The 25,239-nt window shown below is 40.5% G+C and carries 24 protein-coding genes; 13 read left to right on the top strand and 11 right to left on the bottom strand.

What is annotated here, in order from left to right:
• Positions 1 to 19: 19 nt before the first annotated feature.
• Complete coding sequence (locus FNH22_RS23845) at positions 20 to 1,228, bottom strand: molybdopterin molybdotransferase MoeA (RefSeq protein ID WP_143400966.1); 1,209 nt, start codon at positions 1,226 to 1,228, stop codon at positions 20 to 22.
• 2 nt (positions 1,229 to 1,230) lie between these two features.
• Positions 1,231 to 2,217 (bottom strand): GTP 3',8-cyclase MoaA, encoded by a 987-nt coding sequence (gene moaA / locus FNH22_RS23840; RefSeq protein ID WP_143400965.1) that lies wholly within the window; start codon positions 2,215 to 2,217, stop codon positions 1,231 to 1,233.
• Between the two features lie 79 nt (positions 2,218 to 2,296).
• Here moaA and FNH22_RS23835 point away from each other — a divergent pair, with 79 nt between their 5' ends.
• From FNH22_RS23835 to FNH22_RS23805, 7 genes are all read left to right on the top strand, one after another.
• The gene (locus tag FNH22_RS23835; RefSeq protein WP_143400964.1) at positions 2,297 to 3,517 is read left to right on the top strand and encodes an aminotransferase class V-fold PLP-dependent enzyme; all 1,221 of its coding nucleotides are present in this window, start codon (positions 2,297 to 2,299) and stop codon (positions 3,515 to 3,517) included.
• Positions 3,514 to 3,951, top strand: a complete 438-nt coding sequence (locus FNH22_RS23830; RefSeq protein ID WP_143400963.1) for an iron-sulfur cluster assembly scaffold protein — start codon at positions 3,514 to 3,516, stop codon at positions 3,949 to 3,951. The genes FNH22_RS23835 and FNH22_RS23830 overlap by 4 nt, the downstream gene beginning before the upstream one ends.
• Positions 3,942 to 4,184: a MoaD/ThiS family protein gene (locus FNH22_RS23825; RefSeq protein WP_143400962.1), complete on the top strand. Its 243-nt coding sequence runs from the start codon at positions 3,942 to 3,944 to the stop codon at positions 4,182 to 4,184. Before FNH22_RS23830 ends, FNH22_RS23825 begins: the two co-directional genes overlap by 10 nt.
• 8 nt (positions 4,185 to 4,192) lie before the next feature.
• On the top strand, positions 4,193 to 4,609 hold the full coding sequence (locus tag FNH22_RS23820; RefSeq protein WP_143400961.1) for a molybdenum cofactor biosynthesis protein MoaE: 417 nt from the start codon (positions 4,193 to 4,195) through the stop codon (positions 4,607 to 4,609).
• A 151-nt stretch (positions 4,610 to 4,760) separates the two neighbouring features.
• On the top strand, positions 4,761 to 6,236 hold the full coding sequence (locus FNH22_RS23815; RefSeq protein WP_221420342.1) for a glycoside hydrolase family 28 protein: 1,476 nt from the start codon (positions 4,761 to 4,763) through the stop codon (positions 6,234 to 6,236).
• A 75-nt stretch (positions 6,237 to 6,311) separates the two neighbouring features.
• Positions 6,312 to 7,712 (top strand): glycoside hydrolase family 28 protein, encoded by a 1,401-nt coding sequence (locus FNH22_RS23810; RefSeq protein WP_143400960.1) that lies wholly within the window; start codon positions 6,312 to 6,314, stop codon positions 7,710 to 7,712.
• Positions 7,713 to 7,716: 4 nt separating this feature from the next.
• On the top strand, positions 7,717 to 9,261 hold the full coding sequence (locus FNH22_RS23805; protein ID WP_221420341.1) for a sulfatase-like hydrolase/transferase: 1,545 nt from the start codon (positions 7,717 to 7,719) through the stop codon (positions 9,259 to 9,261).
• A gap of 111 nt (positions 9,262 to 9,372) precedes the next feature.
• On the opposite strand, the gene FNH22_RS23800 is transcribed toward FNH22_RS23805, so the two are convergent.
• Positions 9,373 to 9,723 carry a hypothetical protein gene (locus FNH22_RS23800; protein WP_143400959.1) on the bottom strand — a complete coding sequence of 117 codons (351 nt, stop codon included), beginning with the start codon at positions 9,721 to 9,723 and terminating at the stop codon, positions 9,373 to 9,375.
• Between the two features lie 499 nt (positions 9,724 to 10,222).
• Here FNH22_RS23800 and FNH22_RS32735 point away from each other — a divergent pair, with 499 nt between their 5' ends.
• From FNH22_RS32735 to FNH22_RS23785, 4 genes are all read left to right on the top strand, one after another.
• A complete protein-coding gene (locus FNH22_RS32735; RefSeq protein ID WP_255518146.1) occupies positions 10,223 to 10,531 on the top strand; it encodes a transposase in 309 nt (102 codons plus the stop codon).
• Positions 10,532 to 10,540: 9 nt separating this feature from the next.
• A complete protein-coding gene (locus tag FNH22_RS32730) occupies positions 10,541 to 10,777 on the top strand; it encodes a hypothetical protein (protein WP_255518145.1) in 237 nt (78 codons plus the stop codon).
• A 284-nt stretch (positions 10,778 to 11,061) separates the two neighbouring features.
• The gene (locus FNH22_RS23790; RefSeq protein WP_143400958.1) at positions 11,062 to 11,319 is read left to right on the top strand and encodes a hypothetical protein; all 258 of its coding nucleotides are present in this window, start codon (positions 11,062 to 11,064) and stop codon (positions 11,317 to 11,319) included.
• The gene (locus tag FNH22_RS23785; protein WP_143400957.1) at positions 11,319 to 11,621 is read left to right on the top strand and encodes a type II toxin-antitoxin system RelE/ParE family toxin; all 303 of its coding nucleotides are present in this window, start codon (positions 11,319 to 11,321) and stop codon (positions 11,619 to 11,621) included. Before FNH22_RS23790 ends, FNH22_RS23785 begins: the two co-directional genes overlap by 1 nt.
• 49 nt (positions 11,622 to 11,670) lie before the next feature.
• On the opposite strand, the gene FNH22_RS23780 is transcribed toward FNH22_RS23785, so the two are convergent.
• The 3 genes from FNH22_RS23780 to FNH22_RS23770 form a co-directional block, all read right to left on the bottom strand.
• Positions 11,671 to 13,164: a WG repeat-containing protein gene (locus tag FNH22_RS23780; protein ID WP_143400956.1), complete on the bottom strand. Its 1,494-nt coding sequence runs from the start codon at positions 13,162 to 13,164 to the stop codon at positions 11,671 to 11,673.
• 451 nt (positions 13,165 to 13,615) lie between these two features.
• Positions 13,616 to 14,140: a hypothetical protein gene (locus FNH22_RS23775; protein ID WP_143400955.1), complete on the bottom strand. Its 525-nt coding sequence runs from the start codon at positions 14,138 to 14,140 to the stop codon at positions 13,616 to 13,618.
• Between the two features lie 423 nt (positions 14,141 to 14,563).
• A complete protein-coding gene (locus FNH22_RS23770; protein WP_143400954.1) occupies positions 14,564 to 15,157 on the bottom strand; it encodes a hypothetical protein in 594 nt (197 codons plus the stop codon).
• 174 nt (positions 15,158 to 15,331) lie between these two features.
• On the opposite strand from FNH22_RS23770, the gene FNH22_RS23765 reads away from it, so the two are divergent.
• Together FNH22_RS23765 and FNH22_RS23760 are read left to right on the top strand one after the other, a co-directional pair.
• Entirely contained in the window at positions 15,332 to 15,757 is a 426-nt protein-coding gene (locus FNH22_RS23765) for a helix-turn-helix domain-containing protein (RefSeq protein WP_143400953.1), read from the top strand.
• A 193-nt stretch (positions 15,758 to 15,950) separates the two neighbouring features.
• Positions 15,951 to 16,505, top strand: a complete 555-nt coding sequence (locus FNH22_RS23760; protein WP_143400952.1) for a transposase — start codon at positions 15,951 to 15,953, stop codon at positions 16,503 to 16,505.
• A 169-nt stretch (positions 16,506 to 16,674) separates the two neighbouring features.
• Here the strand turns inward: FNH22_RS23760 and FNH22_RS23755 are convergent, their stop codons facing one another.
• The 5 genes from FNH22_RS23755 to FNH22_RS23735 form a co-directional block, all read right to left on the bottom strand.
• Positions 16,675 to 17,463 carry a hypothetical protein gene (locus tag FNH22_RS23755; RefSeq protein ID WP_143400951.1) on the bottom strand — a complete coding sequence of 263 codons (789 nt, stop codon included), beginning with the start codon at positions 17,461 to 17,463 and terminating at the stop codon, positions 16,675 to 16,677.
• Between the two features lie 297 nt (positions 17,464 to 17,760).
• Positions 17,761 to 18,942, bottom strand: coding sequence for an RNA-binding domain-containing protein (locus FNH22_RS23750; RefSeq protein WP_185154383.1), 1,182 nt, complete (start codon positions 18,940 to 18,942; stop codon positions 17,761 to 17,763).
• A complete protein-coding gene (locus FNH22_RS23745) occupies positions 18,924 to 21,518 on the bottom strand; it encodes a TrlF family AAA-like ATPase (protein ID WP_143400949.1) in 2,595 nt (864 codons plus the stop codon). The genes FNH22_RS23750 and FNH22_RS23745 overlap by 19 nt, the downstream gene beginning before the upstream one ends.
• Complete coding sequence (locus FNH22_RS23740) at positions 21,505 to 21,795, bottom strand: helix-turn-helix domain-containing protein (protein ID WP_143400948.1); 291 nt, start codon at positions 21,793 to 21,795, stop codon at positions 21,505 to 21,507. Before FNH22_RS23740 ends, FNH22_RS23745 begins: the two co-directional genes overlap by 14 nt.
• Positions 21,796 to 21,850: 55 nt before the next feature.
• A complete protein-coding gene (locus FNH22_RS23735; RefSeq protein ID WP_143400947.1) occupies positions 21,851 to 24,838 on the bottom strand; it encodes a DEAD/DEAH box helicase in 2,988 nt (995 codons plus the stop codon).
• Positions 24,839 to 25,239: the final 401 nt, after the last annotated feature.

Here is a 25,239-nt window from a genome sequence, read left to right as displayed (position 1 = left end):
TAAGTCTTAACTTATTTACTTAAAAAATACTTCTGAAAGCGATATATGGATAGATACTACCCTTTTTGAAATGAACAGTATCCTGTGGTAAGATTAAAAATGCGTCAGTGCTGGTCAGATTAGCTAAATCTCCCGAGCCATTGCCTTTCATTGGATAAGCCCCTATCCTTCCATCTTTCTCAAAACGAAGTTGTACCTGTAAAAAGTAGGTCAAGTCCGGTTTGAATTGGATATCCTCAGCCAAGACTGCCACAGGAAGTTCTTTGTTGCCTATCCAACCTGTAGAGCTTTCTAACCACGGAAAAAAATAGTGGAACAAACACATAAAACCGGAAACAGGATTCCCTGGAAATGCAAAAACCGTCGTATCATTGCCGTATTGACCAAACCAAAAAGGTTTTCCTGGACGTTGCCGTACCTTGTGAAACAACTGCCTTACTCCTGATTCTTTTAGTGCATCCGGAAGGAAATCAAACTTTCCCTTTGAAATGCCTCCACTTAACAAGATTACGTCGTAGGTATTCAGATATTCCTTCATTTTGACAATAATCTCATCGTAATCATCCATCAGGTGGGCTATATCTACCGGTACCTTATAACTTCTTAACAAAGAAGCAGCGCAATGTACATTACTTTTTCTGATCTGGTGGTCCTGGGGTATCTCGTTAATTTCCACTAACTCATTGCCCGTAGACAGTACGAGTGCTTTTGGCAGTCGACTTACCTTAATTTGATGCTTACCAACCGTGGCACACACTCCTATTTCACTTGCCGAAATACGCACCCCTTGTTCGAGAAGTTTTTGTCCTTTTACCCGGTCCGCACCACGGTCATGCACGTTTTGACCTAATACAAGGGCATCGAGCTGAATAGTGGCTTTACCTTCATCAATGAGGATATCTTCATAACGTATCACGGTATCTGCTCCTCCAGGCATAATAGCGCCTGTCATTACTTCCAGACAGGCGTCAGGGTTTTTAAGGCTTTGTTTTTCAGCTCCTGCCGCCACTACCCCTTCGATATGAAATGTTCGACATCCCTGTTTAAAACGATCATAGCGGATGGCAATACCATCCATAGTGATTCGATCATACGGCGGAAAATCACGGTCAGCGCTTACCTCTTCGCGCAGTACGCGGCCCATGGCAGCTTCCAATGGAATTTCTTCTATACCGATGTCCCGGGCATTGTCAAGAACAATTTGTAATGCTTCTTCTACAGTAATCATATTTATCCGCCGATCGTTGCCATCGATTCTGAGGCCGGAGAAGCACCGGCGCGTAATTTTTCTGCCTCGAACCCGTCTTTTTCTCTCACATTCAGTACCCTTTTCAGGTTTTGGCCGAGTTCATCGTCCGTCATCCCGTCCCTGATAAGGTCTCTGAAATTAACTTTCCCCTCACCATACAAACAGGTTCGTAATGTGCCCTGGGGTGTTAACCTGATCCGATTACATGTACCACAAAAGGTACGTGTATAAGCGGCAATAATCCCAAAAGAACCTTTGTAGCCATCAATGCTATAATTGCTGGAAGTGGAGTTGGGAGCATCTTGCAATTTTTTAATGGCGTATTTCCTTTCAACGTGCTCCAGGATCTGTTTCATAGGCCAAAAAGAACTATTGCCCTGACCATCAGTACCGTTAAATGGCATCTCTTCGATGAAACGAACGGCTACATCTTCATTTTTCGTAAGTTCCAGCATGGAGTAAATATCTTCGATATTCCTCCCTTCCATCACCACCATATTTATTTTGACCTTAATGGAAGACTCCACCAGCCTGTGGTAAGTAGACATTACATCATCAAAAAGATCTCTTCGCGTAATGTCAAAAAAACGTTGCTTATCCAGGCTGTCAAGGCTGAGATTGATCGATTTAATGCCCATAGCTTCCAACCTTGGTATCTTATCTTTTGTGAAGGTCCCGTTGGTAGTAATGTTCACTTCCCGGATGGCGTCCATCTGTGTTATTTCATCCAGAAACTCCATGATCCCCCTGCGTACAAAGGGCTCACCGCCAGTTATTCTTACCTTCGAAATACCCATACTTCCGAAAACGCGTACCAATCGCGCCATTTCCTCAAAAGTGAGCAGGTCTTTACGGTTCACGTATTTGATACCATGCTCAGGCATGCAGTAAAAACACCGCAGGTTACACCGGTCTGTGACGGCTAACCTCAGGTAGTTAATTTCCCTTCCATGGTTATCGACAAGCATTTACTTTTGATTAATGTTAAATAGTGGCACTCAATCTAAATAACTCTTTTAATTTACGGTTCGTTCTCTACCTGTAAAGATATCTCAAAATATTAAGCCCGTTACTACCATAAAGTCCGCATTTCCCATTTTTGAAGCCAACCCCAGGCTATCCTACCTGGATAATGCGGCCACTACTCAACGGCCCAGGGCTGTGATTGAGGCAGTCACACGATTTGACTCCTTTGAAAATGCTAATATCCATCGTGGACTGTACGATCTCTCCAGTACTGCTACAAAGCGTTACGAACAAATACGGACGAAAGTGGCACATTTTCTGGGCACCGAAAACTCCAATACGGTTGCTTTTACCAAAGGCACCACAGAATCCATCAACATTGTAGCACAGTCCTATTTATCCAAAAAAATAATGCCGGGCGATAATGTGATCACTACCATCATGGAACACCATGCTAATTTTATTCCCTGGCAGGTGTTAACACAGACCCACCATGCAGAACTAAGAATAGTGCCCATCGATCCGCATGGCAACCTTGATATGAATAAACTCAGGGCACTGATAGATAGCAAAACGAAATTGGTGGCCATCAATCATATATCAAATACTTTAGGTACAGTAAACCCTATTGAAGACATCATTGCGATGGCACATAAGAAAAATATTCCGGTTTTGATCGATGCGGCACAGAGTATTTCCCATTGTGCGTTAAGTTTGGACCAAATGGAATATGATTTCCTGGCGTTTTCCGGTCATAAAATGTTTGCCCCCTTTGGCGTGGGTATACTGCAGGTAGCAGAAAAACACCTTGGAGAAGTACTGCCGTACAATGTAGGAGGAGGTATGATCAGGGAGGTAACGAACGAACGCACCACCTTTAGAGATTTTCCTTTTAACCTGGAAGCAGGAACGGCCAACATTTCAGGTGTCATTGGTTTGGGCGCTGCGATAGATTATATTGGATCATTGGATAAGACTGATGTAAGTAACCATATCCGGGACCTGACGGATTATTGCGTGGCAACGTTAAACACTGTTCCCGAAATTAATGTTGTGGGTAGCCCATCCGGACGATCTGGTATAGTGTCCTTTACGGTAACCGACATTCATCCTCACGATGTAGCTTCTTTTCTGAACCAGGACCAGATAGCCGTTCGGGCGGGAACACATTGTACACAGCCGCTTCTCGCATCACTCGGCTTAGGCGCTACCATCCGGGCTTCTTTCTCTATTTATAACACACGAGATGATATAGACCAATTGAAGGCATCGTTAATCGCTTTAATTAAGTTCTGGTCATGACCAAAGAAGAGTTAGAAATATTATATAAGAGCAAAATCATTCCTGCAAGTAAGGAACCTTATCATTTTGAAAAACACGCGCAGGCCAATACTGTCATTGAAGCTTATAATCCCATCTGCGGAGACAAATATCAATTGTACTTAGACATGAGCGAAGGTGTTGTTCAATCCGCCTATTTTCATGGGTTTGGATGCGCCATCTCCAAGGCTTCAACCTCTATTTTGGCCAGAAAAGTAGAAGGCAAGAGGTTAGAGGAAGTAGTAGCGTTAGGCGATACATTTATAGCATCACTCACGGGCATCACGCCGATGGATTTTGATGATGAATGCTTGAAAATATTAAATGAATTAAAAAACTTTGATGGCAGGGTAGATTGTATCAAATCCAGTTGGGAGGCAATAACACATCATCTTAAGGAGGAGCAATGGAAGTAAAACTAATCGCGTTCGGCATCGCAAAAGATATTATGAAAGGCACTACAACGGGTTTTTTCATTGATACGCCTGCAAGTATTCTTGACCTTAAAAACGCTTTGACGAACAAATACCCTGAGTTCAATAAATTGCAAAGTTTAAAATTTGCCATCAATGAAGATTACCAGAACGATGACTACCTACTGCATGAAGGAGACGAGGTGGTGATCATACCACCTGTAAGCGGAGGCTAATATGACTTATGATTGACATCCAACTATCAGAACACCCATTAGCAGAAAAGGCATGTTACGATGCTGTTTCAGACCCGTCCGCCGGAGGTATGGTGGTGTTTGTAGGTACGGTAAGAAACCAAACGAAAGGAAAGAAAGTAGTACGGCTGGAATTTGAATCCTTCGTTCCTATGGCTAAAAAAGAAATGCTGAAGATTGCAGAATACGTCTCGCATCAGTGGGACACACTTCATGTGAGTATCCACCATAGGGTGGGTAGTCTGGAAGTAGGTGAGGTGCCTGTCATCATAGCCGTATCCGCTCCGCATCGCAAAGCAGCGTTTGAAGCATGCCAGTACGCCATCGACACATTGAAGGAAACCGTGCCCATCTGGAAAAAAGAGATTTTTGAAGACGGTGAAGTTTGGGTGGCGGCACATCCCTGAAACAAGCTTGGTCTTTACCTCTTCAGGCCATTTCATATTTAATCTGCCCGGTACGGTAAGCTCTTTTTTGACCTTTTGAGATATGGTCAGGGTACAATACGCAATTCACCTGTAGCTATCTTTTGCCAGAAAAATCGGCAAGGTAAAACCATTGTTCACAGGCAAGCCACTCATAGAAAGTAAATTAGTTATCCTCAAAACTACTACTACCTGTGACCCCAATAAAATGGTGCGATCTTTCATCAACGGAATACTTCTCATCCTGATATCTCATCCATTTACAGGTTGTCAGTCATCAGATAAAACCTGGAACGTGCTGGAGTTTGGTGCTATAGGAGATAGCGCCACAATAAACACAATAGCCATACAGAAGGCCATTGACGCCTGTAGTGAAGCTGGCGGTGGCACAGTGCTGATCAGCGATGGCACCTACCTGTCAGGCACTATTTTGCTAAAAAACAATGTAGCCCTTAAAGTAGACCAAAGTGCACAACTGCTGGGAAGTGAGAATCCGATGGATTACATCAGTATAGATGGCTTTGTAGATGCCACGGGGCAGGAACGGGGAAAATGCCTGGTAGGTGCATTGGACGTCCGCAATGTTTCCGTGACAGGCCAAGGCCGGATCGATGGCCGGGGGCATTTGTTTAAGCAAGCGCATTTTACACAGCTGACCCAACGTCTTGATGTAAGTAAAACCGTGTTTAACAAGCATGCCAAAAACAGGCCTTTTTTATTGCGGTTTGTCCGTTCCGCCGGTATTGTAGTGAAAGACGTTGAGCTACGGCAACCGGCTGCATGGACCGTGCACTACTATCAATGTTCGGATATTTTAATGGAAGGTGTCAAAATATACAGCCATGCTAATGCCAACAACGACGGTATCGATCTGGATTCAAGTTACGACGCCATCATCCGAAATTGTGATATAGACAGTGGTGATGACGCCATCTGCTTCAAAACTACCAGTCCTAAGCCTGCACATCATATCGAAGTAAGTAATTGCCGATTGAAAAGCGACTGGGGTACGATCAAATTCGGTACCGAATCAATGGGTGATTTTTATGATATTGCCATACGGAATTGTGACCTCCACAATACAAAAGGAGGGGGCATTAAAATACTAAGCGTGGATGGCGCAGATATCTATAACATTGCCATTAACAGCATCCGGATGGAAAATGTAGACATGCCTGTTTTTATACGTTTAGGAGAGCGGCTGCGCACGTATCGCGATGCACCAAAGCAAGAAGTGGGCAGCATCAATGATGTAAAAATAAGCAATGTGACTGCCGTTACCCGTTCCGTTGATGAATCCAGGGTCTCCCCTCCTTCCGGTATTTTTATATCAGGGACCCAAAAGCATAAAATTGGCAAGGTGCACCTCGAAAATATAACCGTTAAATTACCCGGCGGCGGTAAAAAAGAACATCGCGATCCGGACATTGAAGAGATGGAAACCGATTACCCGGAATTTAGCTTTTTCGGCGTACTACCGGCTTATGGGATGTATGCCCGACATATCTCTACGTTAGAAATGAATAATGTAACGTTTAGCATTGCAGGTGAAGATAAAAGGGAAGAGAGGTTGCTCGTTGATGTTACTGACCTTATGACGTCAAAGTAGCAGTGTCTACCTATACACATTTTAGCAGGCGTAAATGGCGTGCTTTTTATCCGGAAAACAGATTTTAGTATATCTATGAATTGCTTTAAATACCTACTCTTTTTTCTATTGCCTCTGCAGTTATTGGCAAAAGATTTTAATGTAATGGATTTTGGCGCCAGGGCAGATGGCCGTACCAAAGACACCAAAGCGGTCCAGGCTGCTGTAGACGCCTGTACTGAAAACGGTGGAGGGCTTGTATTAATTCCCGCAGGAAAAACCGTGGTGATCGGCACCATTTTCATGAAGGATTTTGTAACACTCCACATAGAAGGCGGAGCAGTACTTATGGGTAGCCCGGATATAAAAGATTATGCTGAAAACACCTTCCGAAATCAATATAAAAATGAACCCCACATGGACAAGTGCCTCATCTTTGCCCAAGATGCGAAGTCTTTTGCAATAGAAGGTTATGGCGCCATTGACGGCAATGGACACCCTGAAAACTTCAACAATAAAACCGGTCGCCCCATGATGATCCGTTTTTTGAATTGTCAGAACATACATATCCGTGATGTAACGCTCATAAATCCCGCAGCATGGACGTCCGCATGGATCTATTGCGATAACATTGTGGTAGACGGGATCAGCATCCGCAGCAGGGTAAACCATAATGGAGATGGTCTGGACTTCGATGGCTGTACCAATGTGCGGGTTTCCAATAGCTCATTCGATACGAGCGACGATTCTATTTGCCTTCAGGCTTCAGACCCGGAAAAGCCCTGTAAAAATGTTACGGTCACTAATTGTACTTTCACCAGCAAATGGGCCGGAATGCGTATTGGTTTATTGTCGCGCGGAGACTTTGAATCCGTAACCGTAAGTAATTGCACGTTTAACGATATCCAGGATGCAGGACTGAAAATCCAGATGAATGAGGGGGGCGAGATGAAGAACATGACCTTTACGAACCTTACTATGAAAAATGTGCCCAGGCCGGTATTCATGACCTTTGCGCAGCAACGTGCCTTTGTAGGATCCCCTGAAGGGGTATACCCGTCTATGAAATCCATGCATAACTTTATTTTCAGCAACATCATTGCAGATAACAGCGAACTGGACAAAGACGCCGCATTTTACATCACTGGCATGCCGGGACATGACATAGAAAACATTCTTTTTAGCAATATTCAATTTATAGTACCAGGCGGCGGAACAGCAGAAGACGCAGCAAAGACGGACATTAAAGAATATACCCTCGATGTATTAGAAGGATGGTGGCCGGAATTTCATTTAACAGGCACCTTACCGGCTTATGGTTTTTATGTAAGACATGTAAAAGGCCTTACACTAGATAATATTCATATCTACCGCAAAGGGGAAGATGCCCGTAAGCCTGTCTTTTTAGAAGATGTGAAAGATCATCATATCAAAAGTGTTTATGTCAATAACCAGTCCATAGCAGAAAAAGACATTGTTCAATCCAATAAAAAATAGAAATGTGCGCAGCCCTGCCTTATACCTGTTCATAGCCTTAAGCACTGTTTCAGTGGTAAGGGCAGTAGCACAAAAAAATAAGCCCAACATCCTGGTGATCTACACTGACGATCATCGTTATACCGGCATTCATGCCCTGGGGAAACAGCAGGTAAAAACACCTCATATGGACAGGCTGGTGGAAAATGGTATTTCCTTCTCCAACACGTACTTAATGGGAGCCTTCACCGGAGCAACCTGTACGCCGAGCAGAGCCATGCTGCTGACTGGCAGGGACCTTTTTCAACTGGACGGAATAGGGAAGAATATCCCGACTGACCACACCACCATGGGAGAGGCATTCAAAAAGGCAGGCTATAATACGCATATGGTAGGAAAGTGGGACCAGGACAGACATTCACTGGTACGATCATTTGATACCGTTGAGCGTGTTATGGGACTTGGCCTGTACCTGGAAGACCATTTCAGAATGCCCTTATGGGATTACAGTAAAGGAAAGGACCTCCATAATGACCAGGCCTACCTTTTAGGGTACGACACACAGGGCAAACTCGTGGAGAAGCCCATGACCCACCAGTACAAAAGAGGACCTTTCGGAACAGAAGAAGACGGGCCGCACACTTCGGAAGTATTTGCTGAAAAAGCCAGTGAGTACATTGAGGGTTACACCTCAAAAAAACCATTTTTCATGTATCTGGCATTTCATGCGCCGCACGATCCGCGACAAGCGCCAAAAGCGTATGTGGAGAGGTATCCCCCGGAAAAAATGCTGCTGCCCCCTTCTTATGCCTCCCAACATCCTTTTGATAATGGTCATCTGTATTTACGTGATGAAAAACTGGCAGAATGGCCCCGAACCCCCCAGATCGTACAAAAAGAATTAGCGGCGTACTATGCCATTATTACCCATCTGGATGCGCAGATCGGTAAGGTAATATCGGCATTAAAAAAAAGTGGTCAATATGAAAACACCCTCATTATACTGGCAGGCGATAGCGGTCTGGCGGTAGGAAATCACGGGTTGTTAGGAAAACAAAATGTTTATGATGAAGACGGCATTCACGTGCCATTTATCCTTTCAGGAGGAGCGATTAAGGACAAAGGCCGTAAAATTGATGCGCTGAGTTACCTCCACGATATTTTCCCAACCCTTTGTGACCTGGCCCAGATCGAGGTACCGGAGTCAGTGACCGGCAAGAGCCTGTTACCGGTTATTGCAGGAAAAGAAAAGGAAACAAGAGCGTATACCTACCATGCCTATTTACATTTCCAGCGTGCTTTTCGTCAGGGAGATTACAAGCTGATAGAATACGTACGGGCCGATGCATACGACGCTAAAACAAAAATGGAATCCAAAAAAGGATCACGGGTGACACAACTTTTCAACATTAAAAAGGACCCCTGGGAGACCTTCGACCTGGTCGGCTTTCCTGAATATCAAGCCCTGCTGGAAAGCATGCGAAAGGAAATGAAACAGGCCGCTATGGATCATGGAGATGATAACGTACGAATGGGGTTGCCTTACGGGTTTTGGAACTACTTTGATTAAGCTGGATGTTAGATGTCTTCCTTGAAAACACCGGAACCTACGGATAACGAGGCTGGTCTTAGGATCGCTGCGCTTAACCTCAGACCAGAGTGAGGCAAGAGATTAACACATTCAGTCCATAACCGAGGCCATCTTTTTCAGTTTTTCCAAATCAAATGGGTCTTCACATCGCTCAGCTACCTTCAGAATATTCTCCCAATCATCATTTTTTTGAGCGAGTTTAAACTTTTCTTTCACTTCCCTGACGCACTTTCGGCCTGCCATCATGGAAAACACATTAAAATGCATTGCTACATTTTTACGTGTGATGCTTTTATGGTTCGAGTAGTAATTATCCAAAAACTCAAAGAAACAGCCATCTGCAGAATCCATCACATCGGTTTCTTCAGACCAATGCTTAGTGATGAAACTTATTGTCTTTGATATTTTTCCTCCTAGCCCGCCAAAGTAAGGATTATTCACCTATCGGCTTGACCTTGATAATGGTCTGGAGCATGGAGCGCTGACAATGATCCAATAAAATCAATTCACCCAAATACAATACGTATGAAAAATCTAACAAAAAACATCCCGACACTTATAGCGCTTACATGCGCTATAATTCTGGCATTCAGTTCTTATTTAAAAGCAAAAACATCTACAGAAGATAGAATCCAATCTGTCAAGATACTCTTTACACCCGCATGTTAAAAGGTACAGGGGGGCACTCCAGCTAAAGAATGTAGCACATCTAACACGGGAAATTATTGTGCCAATTGGTTTTATACCACACAGTATATCGATCCCGTTTGCTTTTTACCTTTAAGACATCGCGTATATAAATAGTCCATGCGTTAGTTTTATTTAACGGCCAGACTTAGCCTGACACGAACCTGGTCTTAGGTTTAGCGCAGCGATCCTAAGACCTATAATCGGATAGAGCGTCCGCTCGGTTTACCTCTCTGAAAACAAATTTCAACAGATGGGAAGAAAATACACCATCAACGATCAACAAGGATATTATTTCGTCACCTTCACAGTAGTTAACTGGATCGATTTATTCATACGTAATGAATACAGGGAGATTCTGGTGGATAGCCTGAATTACTGTCAGCGGCATAAAGGATTAATGATCCATGCGTGGTGTATCATGACCAGTCATGTCCATTTAATGGTAAGTGCAGCAGAAGGCAGGGAGCGATCATCCATCATTCGTGATTTTAAAGGCTTTACTTCCAGGCAACTGAGGCAATGTATCGAAACAAATCCCAGGGAAAGCAGGCGAAAGTGATTATTATGGATGTTTGAAAGAGCCAGCAAAAAGAACAAACGTAACCTGGACTTTCAATTATGGCAGCAGCATAATCACCCTGTGGAACTGTCTACGAACAAAATGATGGACCAACGGCTGGATTATATCCATAACAACCCAATGGAAGCTGGCTTTGTAGATGATCCTGTAGCCTGGGAATGGAGTAGTTGTATGAGTTACGAAAGACAGGTTGAGGGTAAGTTAGCAATCGTTTTTGTTGTTTAGTTTGATCGGTATAACTTCTGACTTGTGTGTGGTAACGTCCATTCTGTAGGAAAATGTTGTAAATAATAGAGGACGTTTTTCTAAAGTAGTCCGAGCGGACGCTCTTGGTTTTTTAGGGTCTTAGGATCGCTGCGCTAAACCTAAGACCAGGGTGTAGGCTAAACAGTTCTATATAAGACCATGTATGAGTGTCTTTGGCCTATGCACGATCGTTTTCCGGCGATCCTGGTTGACTAATTGAAGGCCCTTTATCTTTGAATTACACGGATTAAACCAAAAGAAAGATGAAACCCTTATCTTTACCAAAAATAAATCCTATTCCTATGGATATTCAGGCAGAAAAATACTCCTTAATCGAATACATAACCCAGATCAAAGACATAGGCTTAGTGGAAAAACTGAAACAGTTTGTAAAAGCTAATGAACGTGATTTTTGGAATGATCTTACTGAAGACCAAAAGAGTGAAATCCGTCAGGGTATGTCAGAGTTGGATCGAGGAGAAAAGTTTGATTATGAAGAGTTCATGTCAAAACATCGGTAATGGGTAAAAAGGTAGTATTATCACCTACAGCAAAATCCAAACTGTCCAATCTATTAGAATGCCTGGAAACACACTGGTCTGAAAAGATCAAAAATGACTTTATCAAGAAACTAGACCAGAGTCTATCCCGAATATCGGATTATCCTAAAAGTTGCCCTGAATCTATTGAGATAAAAGGATTGTACAAATGTGTTATTACAGAGCAAAACAGTTTATTTTACAGGGTTAAATCAACTGAAATAGAAATAGTTACCTTGTTTGATTCTCGTCAAGATCCTAAAAAACTTAAGAATAAAGCTTAATTGTTCCATCACATAAGCTAATCCTCTTAGGTACAAAAGTTACTAGTAGTTATTTTTTCAAAGGACTCTCAATCATCCCTTTATCAACAAGGTGAAAATATACTAACCCGTAAAATTTATAAAGTAATACTACTTTCTGATAAAATCCTGTATCAAAATCACAATCGTCAAACACATGCGACATGGCTGAATTGATCAAAGCAGGGCTGGTTTCATTGATTATATCAGCTTTAAAAGTTTTAACAATTTGAGACAAAGGATAATCCGGATATTTTTCAATTAAATCCGTAAACGTTGTATCTAAATGCTGACAAACTGAAATTAATTTTGGAGATACGTTAATTGCTTTTTCCACTACAATATCGTCTGCATGATATTTCTTTGAAAGTTTAGACAATTGATTCCTATCCATTTTGGAAATATCCACGTCTTGTCCCAAACAAAAATTAGTATAGAGTTCTTTTTTATTTTCAGCTGATGAATTCATGGCCGAGCGAATACAACCTTCCATGTCTTCTACTAATTGGCTAACATCAACACCTGGTAATATCTGTTGGACATATTTATCTGCATAAATTTCTGCTCCACTAAAGTAAGGTCTTAATTCATCTGTTTTAGGTTTTTGTTTATCTGCAAAATACTCTTTATCCAGGCTCATTAAATAATACCCGAAATCCCCATCTTTTGTGGTCACCTCATATAGAAAGTTTCTTTCTTTGCTCAGGTTCAACGACCTGTATTTAGGCTCAATAAATTTATATCTACTGTTTATAAAACCCCAATAATCATCTTTCCTGTACCAATAGAGTTGATCGGAATAGCCATGTCTTTTTACGATTTTTATCTCATCGTATTCAGTAGCTGTAATCGTTGGAGGTACTCCTCCCCGAAATCTGACACAAAGGCCTTCTTTGCCATTACGGTATAAAACATAACTTTTATCTGCGTACGGATGAATTGAATCGTATTCCATTGGAATCCATAATTCACCGTATTGTACTACCCCCCACCTTTCATTCTTTTTTATAAGAAAACCCATGGTATTCCCTTTTATCGGGAGGACTTTCTCGCAGCCTAAATCATGGTATATTTTTTTCCAACTGTTCATTTCAACAGGTGGTAATACATTCAGGGGCATCAGTACTGAATAGTTGGGTAATAATTCTACGGCCTTATAAAGAGAATCATTAGCAATTTCATTATGAACATTAATCACAAAGCTTTTCCCATCTTTTTCAACCAACGCATACCCTTGATTAAAACCAGATGCTTTTTCATATTGAGGTTCAATAACCTCAATACCAGATTCATTCACATACCCATACAACCCGTTCCACTTTACTCTTGCTAATGATTTATCCGTTTTGGTAGGAGAAACCTGATCAGAGAAAAGGCCCACTTCTTCATATTTTGGTTCAATTACCAATTCTTCATAGAAATTGGCTAAACCCCATTTATCACCTATTCTGTAGGGAACTAAAGTCCTTTGTCCAAATAAAGTTGAACTTGAAATAAGAGTTAAGAAAAATAATAATATTCTCATTGTACCTATTTTATTCTTTCGCTAACAATAATTCGATAAACGTACAAATTTGTCTGTTCATTTCTCCTTGCTATGGACTCCAATCGACTAACTCCTCATAAATCATACAAAACCATCCCTGAGACAAGAAAGTGATGTTCTTTGAAATTAAACATCTGAACTCTAAAACCCGCATTAAACATGCTGACTATTTAGGGGTAGAATTAACGTTTGACCCTCTTTGCAAAAAAGAGCCGACGGGGGTAAGTCAGAAATCGTTTTTGTTGTTTAGTTTAATAGGTATGACTTCTGATTTGTACTTGGTAATATCCTTTCTGTAGGTAGACGTTGTAGATAATAAAGGATGTTTTTCTAAAGTAGTCTGAGCGGACGCTCTTGGTTTTTTAGGGTCTTAGGATCGCTGCGCTAAGCCTAAGACCAGGGTGTTTCAAAACCAGGGTGATTAACACATTCAGTCCATAACCGAGGCCATCTTTTTCAGTTTTTCCAAATCAAATGGGTCTTCACATCGCTCAGCTACCTTCAGAATATTCTCCCAATCATCATTTTTTTGAGCGAGTTTAAACTTTTCTTTCACTTCCCTGACGCACTTTCGGCCTGCCATCATGGAAAACACATTAAAATGCATTGCTACATTTTTACGTGTGATGCTTTTATGGTTCGAGTAGTAATTATCCAAAAACTCAAAGAAACAGCCATCTGCAGAATCCATCTTATCGGTTTCTTCAGCCCAATGCTTAGTGATGAAGCTTACTGTCTTTGATATTTTTCCTCCTAGCCCGCCAAAGTAAGGATTATTCTCATAATCCAGTTCCAACTTAAACTCGTTCTTCAGGTGTTCATAAAACATTTCCGGATCTATTTCATAGCCATTTGGATCTGTCTTCAATATCTCCTCATCTGTTTGACTGAATGCGTAAACTTCTCTGAAAATTCTAAGTACGATCTCCTGTACTTTTTGCCTCTTTTTATTCATAGATTATTGCGGTTATGGATTTCCGATGAAAAGCTTTTTATCTACCCTGATCACAAATAGCATTCTTTCCATTGTTTGGGTCCTAATTGTCTGGGCTAACAACTCTTTTTTTAATGAGCTTTTGACCGTATCTGTTTGCCAATGTTAAATGGCAATAGTAGAGAGAAGTTTGAAGAGCGTGAAAAATGTAACAGGAGAAAACATGCGTGTAGATGAATTGTATACCTACCTATGAGATCATAATAACCTAAAGCTGATGCTTCGATAGTTACGAATAATTTTTCAAATGCATAAAAGACAAAGAACCCAAGGTTAAATGGAGCTTATGCGTGTTATTTCCTTAGAAAAAGCTACTACTCAAACTTAAAAATAGTTTGAAGTCTGACCTCTGCAACTCTTCTAGAGCAAAATCCATCATCCCTGTCACTGCACATCCACAGACAGCGTAAGCCTGGAAAGCCTCGCATTTACCCCCATACCTTCCACCGACAGCACCCCATTGATCCGGCGGATGTGATTTTGGGCCATACACAAAGCCACATCTTCAGCCTCCTCCATACAGCTAAAGAAAGACACATCAGCATCTATGGTAAGCATAACCTCACCCTCTACGGACGACAGCCCTACCTGGATAAACTCCGCCCCCTGATCTAAGGCATAGCTGCACAGGTAAGTGACGGCTGCATAAAGCCGGGCCATTATGGCCGCTTCCACCGCGGTTTTACATGCATTTGCTACGGAGGTTGGAGCGCAGCCCTGTGCGGAAAAACAGAAGAACCGGCCTGGATGGGCTTCTCCCTGCCGGTCAAAAAAGTGACGAAGCGCCAGGCGCGGCGGGTATTGGGTTTGCAGCAGCTTTTTGATGATAAGGTACGTTTCATGGTCTGTGGAAATGACCGTGTGCAGGGCAGCACGCACATTTTCATCCGGTACTTCCGGCAGCCAGTTAAAAATGCTTCCGGTGTTGCCCTGGCGCAGGGCGTTGGTAAGTTGGTGGTATAGTTTCGGTGAGTTCATCCTATGTTCAGTGAGTTATCATTCGGGCAGTAGCATTGCACTGCTGCTGCATAAGGCCGAAGTACCACAAAAAGGCTATGGTATGGCACAAAGGCCGTTTGTACTTTACTAATGCCCTTTGTATTTTACAAACGAGATGAGCGGAATGTGTAAAATCTTAATAACTTTAAGTCTATGGAAAGTACTACAACACCCCGACCAAAACACCTGGGCAGAAACATCCGCCGCGTTCGTGAGATCCTGGGCGTAAAGCAGGATACTGTGGCAGAAAAACTAGGTGTAACCCAACAAACCGTTTCCAATATTGAGGGCAACGAAGAGGTTGAAGACGAAACTATCGAAAAGGTTGCTGACGTTCTTGGAGTAAATCCTGAAGCTATAAAGGGTTTTGATGAGGATTCTGTAGTTTACAATATTCAACACAATCACGAAGGGTCAAACAATAAAGGTCCAAATGGCTCATACTATCAATGCACCTTCAACCCCATCGATAAATGGGTAGAGGCCATGGAAAAAAATGAGAAGCTGTATGAAGCCCTGCTGAAAAGTGAGCGCGAGAAGGTGGCTATGCTGGAGAAGGTTTTGGAGGGGAGGAAGTAGGTTTTATGATTCACGTTAGGTAGTGACATCAATGTCTGCCAGAGGTATGGTTAGTAGAGTACTCTCCTAAATTAGTTCGAGTGGATGTTCTCAGTTTTTACCAACTGGTCTTAGGTTTAGCACAGCGCTCCTAAGACCTATAACCGGATAGAGCGTCCGCTCGGTTTACCTCGCTGAAAACAGCGTTCGACATATGGGAAGAAAATATAACATCAACGATCAACAAGGATATTACTTCGTCACCTTCACAGTAGTTAACTGGATCGATTTATTCATACGGAATGAATACAGGGAGATTCTGGTGGATAGCCTGGCTTACTGTCAGCGGTATAAAGGGTTAATGATCCATGCCTGGTGTATCATGACCAGTCATGTCCACTTAATAGTGAGTGCAGCAGAAGATGGGGAGCTATCAACCATCATTCGTGATTTTAAAAGCTTTACTTCCAGGCAGCTGAGGAAATGTATCGAAACAAATCCCACGGAAAGCCGGCGAAAATGGTTGTTGTGGATGTTTGAAAGAGCCGGCAAAAAGAACAAACGTAACCTGGACTTTCAATTATGGCAGCAGCATAATCACCCTGTGGAACTGTCTACAAACGAAATGATGGACCAACGGCTGGATTATATCCATAACAACCCAATGGAAGCTGGTTTTGTAGATGATCTTGTAGCCTGGGAATGGAGTAGTTGTATGAGTTACGAAAGGCAGGTTGGGGGTAAGTTAGCAATCGTTTTTGTTGTTTAGTTTGATCGGTATAACTTCTGACTTGTGTGTGGTAACGTCCATTCTGTAGGAAAATGCTGTAGATAATAGAGGACGTTTTTCTAAAGTAGTCCGAGCGGACGCTATTGGTTTTTTTGGGTCTTAGGATCGCTGCGCTAAACCTAAGACCAGGGTGAATTAAAGCTAATTATTAGTTGCAACTATCATACGAATAGTTTGAACTACTGAGTCCTGTGGTACTTGATATAGGATAATCATTCGAATCATAATTGAATGCATATTCATTAGTGTTGCTTAAATCTCCATTCGAGTTAAAATAATCGGCTTTTAGAATGTTGTTTGGCCCCATATTTTTAAAGGAGAAATCGAACCAAATTTGAGCATCTTCTCCAGCAGGTATGGCCCAATTTATCTCAACAGGTATTCTTTCAAAGGGATTTGGCTTATTATCATACTGAAATTCTGATGCTAAGTATTCTTCGCCATTATCCAGCGAGTAAACCCGAACCAATTGATCCTCATCATTGTATTCATATCTCTCAGATACATATCCATCCCGCTTGATTATCTGACCTTTATCATTTAGTGTATATTGGTCCATGATAGGATCCGATAATTGTGATCTGGTAGTTTGTACTTCAATAGATAAACCATCATATGTAATACCCACATAATTTTCATCATCAGCCTTAATAGAAACTATCCTGTTTTGATCATCATATTTTAACTGAGCAGAAAGATTATAGGTTTTTCCAGATAGATTTATGTTTAAATCGATTGAAGAAACTAAATCATTTGAATAATTGTAGCTAAGGCTTCTGGTATCAGACACTGAATTTGGGCTCGTAAACCCATTGTCATATTGATAATTTCGAATTCTACAATTTACAATGTTAGGCTCAGTGTCTTCTTCGCTACAACCTATAAACAAAAGACAGAAAACTGTAAAAATCGAAAAGTAATAGATTGATTTTTTCACGGATTGTTTATTATTGAGTTCAAAAGATACTTTTCATTTACTGATTTGCGGATAACGTCCAACTATCATCCGTAAGCTGGACTTATCAAATTTCTTTAAAAGTATTGGATTGCACTAGCCTTTGCAAATAGCTCAGTAAGCTTATGGATGATAGTGTTTGTTAGGTTTTCGTGCATTTTTCTCCATCCTGTTTCTGCGTTCGTGTTAGTTCGTGTGCCTAGTGCGGAGGGCAGCCATACTCTTTGGCAGCTTTGGTTTGAGGGTTGGATTGTGTGACCTGCCAATGTGTATGGCTCATCACTGCTCCCGAGGAATGATAACTTTGAATTGTTCTCCTTCAATATCGTTGATCAGCTCTATATTCGGTTGTTCAGATAATGCTCTGCTTATACCAGTTCCGTATCCCCTAAATAACATGGCATCTTTAGCGTAACCAATTAAAATATTGTTGCGAGGAATGGGGTTGCTATAAGGAAGTTCTTCAACCGTTAATCCATTTGGCAGTTTTCCCGGACTCACTATTTCTACCCGGTTATCAAAAATCATGAGACGAATTGGAGCATTTTTAAAATAGTCCCTATGTAATAGTGCATTTTGAAGTAACTCCTCCAAAGCAATTTGAGAAATCTCTAATTTACCTATTGAGTTGAAACTTTGGCCAGCCTGCACATGCTTTAGGTTTCTTTCAAAAAACTTCATCCCCAAATCAAACATCTCAGGAATAGTGCCTTCTATGTCGATACTGTCTTTATAATCCGAGCCACTTAAGTCATTACCAACAAAGTGTATTGCCTTGATGCAAAAGGAAGTTTTAAAGTATTGAGGGTTTGATCCAAAAAAGAGTAACCCACCTAAAGAAATTTTCCCTTTAAGCATTACTCTTTTCACATGTAAAGCTTTTTCATAGCTCAATCCTTCTTGCTCTATGGTTCTGTTCCTTAGTTTTTCAAAGTAGGCTTTAAACTTTTCTTCATTGATATCTTCTATTGATGCCTGATTTACTGGCATCTCGTCTGCCATTAAATTGCTGCTCGCTTGAAAAAGTCTCAGTATTTCATTGTTATCGGTCAGTTTTCTTTTGTCAGAAGTTTTTTTGACCCATATTGTTCCATTATTGTCCTTATAGGGCTTGTTTGTTCCTTCTTCAATATTAGCAATTAACACTTTTTTTGAATCACCATTTTCAACTGAAACAACTTCTGTAGTGACATTGACAGGTGGATTAACTAGGTCTGATGAAATGTTTCCTAATCGACTGCTATAGTCCCTGATCTCTTCACCCTTTAATCCTTTGATTTCACCTGTTTTGTCTTCTACTCCAAAAAGTATCTTCCCTCCAAGTGAGTTTGACATAGCCACCATTTCGGCAGCAATCGAGTCTTGATGAGGAAATTTTTCCTTAAACTGAACCTTACTGGTTTCACCTGAGCTTACTATATCCAATAATTCTAATGCATCCATTACTCTTCCACATTCCAAATGTTATAAATCTGTTTTCTAAGATTGAACGCCCGGGTTCCCCCCTCCATTACATCAACAATTCTTTTTTGAATTTGATGATCGTCAATTGTTCCGATTTGCAAGTCAATCTCTTCGTTTTCAATATAATCGCAGGCAATCACCTTTTCACTATCACCTAGTACCGGTATATTGGCATTGTGTGTTGCAAAAATGAATTGCATTTCACCCTTGAGATTCCTGATCTCCTGAATTACATCTCGGTAAATGGTTTGATTATCTAAATCATCCTCTGGTTGGTCTATAATTAGCACATCATTTTCCTTTTGTGCCAGTAAAAACAGAATCAATGCTGAAGCACGTTGACCTAAGGAATGATCCTTTAAAGGCTTACCATTGTATTTGATGGTAACCTCATTTTCAACTTTATAGGTTAGTAGTTCGGATAAATTTTCATGAAACCTTCGTTGGAAATCAACAAATTGATTTTGGTTCAATAGTCCCTCCAATGGCGTTGGGTTTCTAAATATTTCAACAAAATCGACATATCTCTCACAAATCTCGGGATAGGTTGTTTTGTAGATATTGGCTCCTTTTGAAATCTGCTTAAGCTTATCAATGAATTTTTCTCTATTACCTTTAAACTTGATTTCAATGGTTAGCTTAGTTTCTGCGCTATTGATTTTATTCACTTCCGCCTCCAACTGGCGATATTCTTTAAGCCAAAGATCATTTAGCTCCGTAAGCTTTTGATTAAGAGTGTCATTCAATATTTTCTTTTTAGCCTCAGACTTTTCCACTTCCTTCAGCTTCATCTTGGCAGTTTGAATTTGCCTGTTGAGATTTAAGAAATTATCAGGGCTTAATGTAGGTAAATTGATCTCTCTCTTAATCTTTGCAAATTCTTCCTTTAAACTCTCTTCTTTCTTATGAATTTTGGAAAGTACCGCTTGGAAACGTTCATATATTTTGGTTGTGTCAACCGAAATTTTAGAAAGCTTTTGGGTTTGCTGAATAAAATCCTTGATAAGTTGATTGGCCAAATCGTATTCCTCTTTGGTGAGTTCCGAACCTTTTAGCTCAGATTCAAATGTGAGTGACTGACTTGCCAACTCTTGTAGGTCGTTCGCAAAGAATTCTAATTTTGCTTCGTACTGCTTCAAACGACCTTTATCACTTTCAAACTCTGTTTGCTGTTTGAGTTTTTGTTCTACTCCCTGTTCTGCATAAGTCTTTAGTTTGTGCTCGTTATCGATGATTGTTTTTTCCGCAGATGTCTTTACTTCAGCCAAATCCTTCAGCTTATTGATTTCAAGGATTGTGTGCTCAATCTCATTTTGCTTGTTTTTTATTTCTGCTTTTATGGATTTAAGCTTACTCCCTATTAAACGGTGGATAAGGTCAGCCTCAAAATCGGACTCTTTATTGGAAAGGTCTTTCTGACCAAAATAAACAGGTCTTTTAAAGAAAGCATCTATTGAAATGTTGTGTTGTAAAACCTCATTTTTATAAATGTTCTCTTTCTGTCCATATATCTTTTCAATCCGATATTCCTCTTCGTGTTCATTAACCAGATAAAGAATGATTTTACCCCCAGATCTAATTACATGTTCGACTAAGCCATTTTTATACTGGTAGTCAGAGGTTTGACTGTTTAAAGAGATTCCAAGTGTATACCTGAGAATTTCAAGGATAGATGATTTCCCACTGCCACGGATACCAATAAAATTATTGAGTTCTGGTGAAAAACTGATGGATTTACCATCTAAAAGTCCACCTTCAAAGACAATTGATTTTATGTAAGAATTTTTAACCTCAGGCTTTTCTTTCGGGCGAACTCTGTATTCGTGATCGGTCAATGCATATTTTAGAGCCTCAAAGCTAAAATCACCTACTTTCATATAAGTGACCCGTTTGCTTGAACCGATTCCTTCTATGCCTGCATGGGCATTATCGGAGCCTTCAACACACGCGATTTTGTAATCCAACCAAGTGCACAGAGAATTGTAGTTCTCCAATTTGGCACTTTTTTGAGCAGCTAACACTTTATTAAATGATTCTTGTTTTACAAAGTCTTCAAGTGTTCGACCCCTCAGTTCTGTGAATAACCCGTTCGTATCATCTATGTGAGCAAGCACTAAAAAGTAGTCAAATCCAATTTTATCAAGAGCTTCTACTGTCTCTTTCAAGCTGAAATTTGAATTTGGATACTTAGGTCTGTCGTAATTTGACACACCATAAAAAGCATTCTCTAAAAACCTGCTTATGCTATCAGTTTCTCCCTGATACCATTCATCATCAAATACAATGAGAATATGGATGCCTTCCTTTAAGGAGAATTCCACTCCCGGGAATAACCCAACTCCGTTTTTCCTGGTTTTCTTTTTTAAGGCAACAAATTCACTTTTATCAAATTTATTGTGATTGGTGATTACACCAATTCCGATTTCCTGATCAGTCAAACGCTGAACATACTCACTACAGAAATCATTTTCTTCGCCTTCATACTTGAATTCCTTATCTGCTTTTGTATGAAGGTGGAAATCAGCTCTTAGCCAAGTGCTGCCATGCTCAAAAATATTCTTACTTTGTTCCATAGCCCAATTCTTTTTGTACAATTTCTAAGGCATTGAAAGCATCTTTTTCACCACGGACAACCTCCAATATCTTATCTGCAAGCCAGATTGATATTAGCTCACTTTCCGAACCATCCAGTATATCAGCAAGTCTTACAATATGTTCTCTCTTGCAGGACTTTTCCCCACGCTCTATTTTACTGATCATGGCCGTATCTATTTCCAGGTGAGCTGCTACTTCTCTCAACAGCAAGCCCTTTTGCTCTCTTAATTGACGTACATGTTGCCCTAAATTCATTAGTCAGAATAATTCTTGTCCTATTTGGTCAAACATAAGGTTTTTTGTTATGGTTTCATACCAACCGTTCTTCCAATTGATCCTTCCAAACCACAAATCCCTTTCTTTCGTCTGAGTAATCATGCAAGACCCTACTAAATTCGACTGGTTCCTGTTCCAGAAAGAATTGCCTGCCTTTGTTTCGTATGGTTTCGATATCCCTGTCAATTTCCCCAAGTTTATTCTTTAACAATCTGATATACTTATTGATATGCCAGACATAAGTGGCTTCTTCTGTATCCAACGTTTCGAGGACAAGGTGATAGCATTCATTTCCAGCAATCAGAAATACGAAAGAAAATGGCGAGAGGACAAAACGCAATTTCAGGATATCCCTTTCGTGCATGGATGCCAAATATTTGAGTTGACGAAAGTGCTTTGCATGTTGGTTTTTCAAAATATCTTCCAGAATCTCCTCTTCAGAACCGTATAAATCACTTAGACCTTCGGTTATAGAAAGGTCTGCAAATCCTTGATTTACATCCTCTGATATTTTCTTTGAAAGAAACCTTTTTTCAATGAATCGAAATTTTACACTATCAATTACCTCTTGGTTGATTCGTAGCAGATCATCTGATGTAGCATTTTGTGCCACGAGTAGGTGACCTTGAAATTCTGCATGAATATGTATAGAGATAGTTTTTGAATTTAGAATTTTTGAGAAATAGGACTTCAGAACGTCAAATTCCGGCCGGATATTCAAATGCTCTATTTCAAAATCTAACTCCATCTTCAATTCCCCGATCATATATTTAAATACCACCAGTCCATACTGAAAGTCCAGATCGGCAATTGATACCCGAATGGCCTTATCTATAATCAGGTCTTTAGGACTGGGAGTTTGATCTACAGGATCATCAAAGAATGAAGCTTGCCTATCCAAATGGCGGTAGTGAACGTTCCTTTTCAGGAAAAGTCTATGCAGATAGTCTATTTTGTGATCGTGGTAATCATAGATAACTGGAGTTACTTCTGATCGCTGAACTCTTCCAATATATTGAATCAGTTTTCCTTTAAACGAGAATGGGTAAGCTAGGAATAATCTTGATGCATTCTGCAAATCGGTTCCTTCACCAAAAAATTGACCCGTGGTAATCAAGACTTGATAATCACCTTCTTTAAGTCTCTTCCATTTTGTATCTCGCTCCTTTTGAGTATGATCTCCTGATAGGGCCACTGACTCATAGTGCTGTTTCAGCAATTGATTCAATGTCTCAATATGTTCCTTTCTTTCAGTAATAACGATACACTTTTGACCATTTTTTAACTCAGAAATTATGTCATTTAGGATTAATTTGTTTCTGGAAGTGTCATGCACCAATACTTTCGACAGTGTTTCGAAGGTATCAGTTTTCGGATTGAATGGAAATTCAAAATCAGTATCCCTAATAATGATTCTTGCCCTCTTAAAGGATTCAATTTCGGAAGGTTTGATTTCAGCAATGACTTCACCCAGATAGATAAAAATCAATTTACCATCCGAATACTTTCGGAATGGAGTGGCGGTTAGGCCATATTGATAATAGGCGTCGAGTTTAGAAATTGTATTTGCGAATGTTTCAGAAGGGATGTGATGGCATTCATCCACTATTAGAGCTCCAAAGTGATTGGTAATTTCAGGCTCATTTTGAATCTTCTTTGCCAGACTTTGGATCATGGCAACAGTTATTTGTTTCCCAACTTTGTTTTTTCCTGAACCAATGATTCCAATTTCTGCTTTTGGAATGTTAAGAAATGCCTGTATCCGCTCCACCCATTGATCAGCAAGTTGTTTCCGGTGAACTACAATAAGCGCAGGTTGTTGCTTTTCAGCAATTATCTTCAACCCAATGACGGTCTTGCCGGAGCCGGGAGGAGCCACGATGATGCCAAAATCCTTCTTCTGCACAGACTCAATGGCTAAATCCTGATGCTTCAGTAAGTGTATGTTTGATTGAAAAATTATGTTTTGTCTTTTCTTCCTCAAATCATCCAATTGATAATCAATATTGTTCGACCTAAGGTATTTGATCAGTCTTCCTGTAAATCCTCTTGGGATAATTACCTCGAATTCCTGGTCTTCAATTAGTTTGAAATAACGCTTCGTGTCCCATGTGTTCCTTCCGGATTTCTTTTTGATGAAAAATTCCGAATTGGCAATATTCAGTTCGTCCTTAAGAAAAGAAGTTACCTCAGGTTTTAGAGAAGTCCTTTTCAGGTGAAGTTGGTTGTCCAAATTGATTTCTAACTGGCTAGAAGATGGGATGGAAGAACCGGTATTGGGTTTTATTTGTCTTTGAATTTTATAAATAGAATCAAGCACTGAGGTATCCACCTTTTTTAGTTTGGTTAGAAACTTCCATTGATTTTCAAAGGGCTCAAAGGTTTGAGGATCAATAAAGCAACTATTACCTTTTTGTCTTGACTTACCATGCAGTGGCAGGGCAATCAAGTTACCTAGTCCTTTCCCCGAATGAAAATCTTGATTTGGAAATAAGCGGTCAAAGCTGGATGTTTTGTCAAAAACGCTAAATATGCCAATTTCTTGTAGTAATTGAGTGATTACTTTTCTACTCCTGATTGCAGGGTAGCTCTGGTCAAAGAAAATCCAAACATGCGAACCATTACCGGATTGAGATCTTTCCAGATAAGTATGAATATTATTTTTATTACATTCTTCAAGGAACTTTAAACTTTCCTCTTTCCATTTTGATCCATCAAAATCAGCAGCAATGAACCAACTGGAGTTATCTTCCAACAATGGATATCCTCCAATATGTTGTTCTCCCAAAAAGTGCTTGATAAGTTGTGAATCGTCAAGTTGTAGCAGAGTCTTATCGGTGTAGTTGCCAAAAGTACCGCCTTTCATTTTGTGCAACTTGTACATGTACGGATCAAAATGATAAGCTGGGAAGTATCCTTTCTTGTTGCCTTTTTCCCATCGAATAGCAAATACATCTTCCCTAACTTTGAAAAGGGACTTGTAGAGTTCAAGCTGTTCGTCTGTGGGTTTACCTGATTCCATTTTCAGTAATAAAGGTTTTTGTCTGAATTCTTGCAAGTTATAAATCAGTTTAAGCTCTTTTGCCTGTTGCTGGAATGAGGGGAGGTATTTTTAGCTCTTTTGGTTTTTTTGGGTGGGATTTGTGCGGTGGCAAAAACCAAATGTGCTAAAATGTGCGGTGGGTCTGCGTCACGGCATGAAACGTCCAACTAAAATGAGTATTCGCCCCACTTGCTAGAAGCAGTTAAGTTTCCTATTCGCATTCCCATAACACAGGGCTAAGTTCGCATATTCATTTTAGTGTTTGTGTGTGCCTTGAATGGTGAATATAGCTCATGAAGTTGAGCGTTCCAAAGGGTGAAAGTCCCGTACGCGCTGGGGTCGTGCCCGGAAGCGAAGCAAGTGGCACGCGTGTCGCTGAA

Origin of the sequence: Fulvivirga sp. M361, from assembly GCF_007097395.1 — a bacterium.
Taxonomy (GTDB): domain Bacteria; phylum Bacteroidota; class Bacteroidia; order Cytophagales; family Cyclobacteriaceae; genus Fulvivirga.
This window is presented reverse-complemented; position numbering and strand designations above follow the sequence as displayed.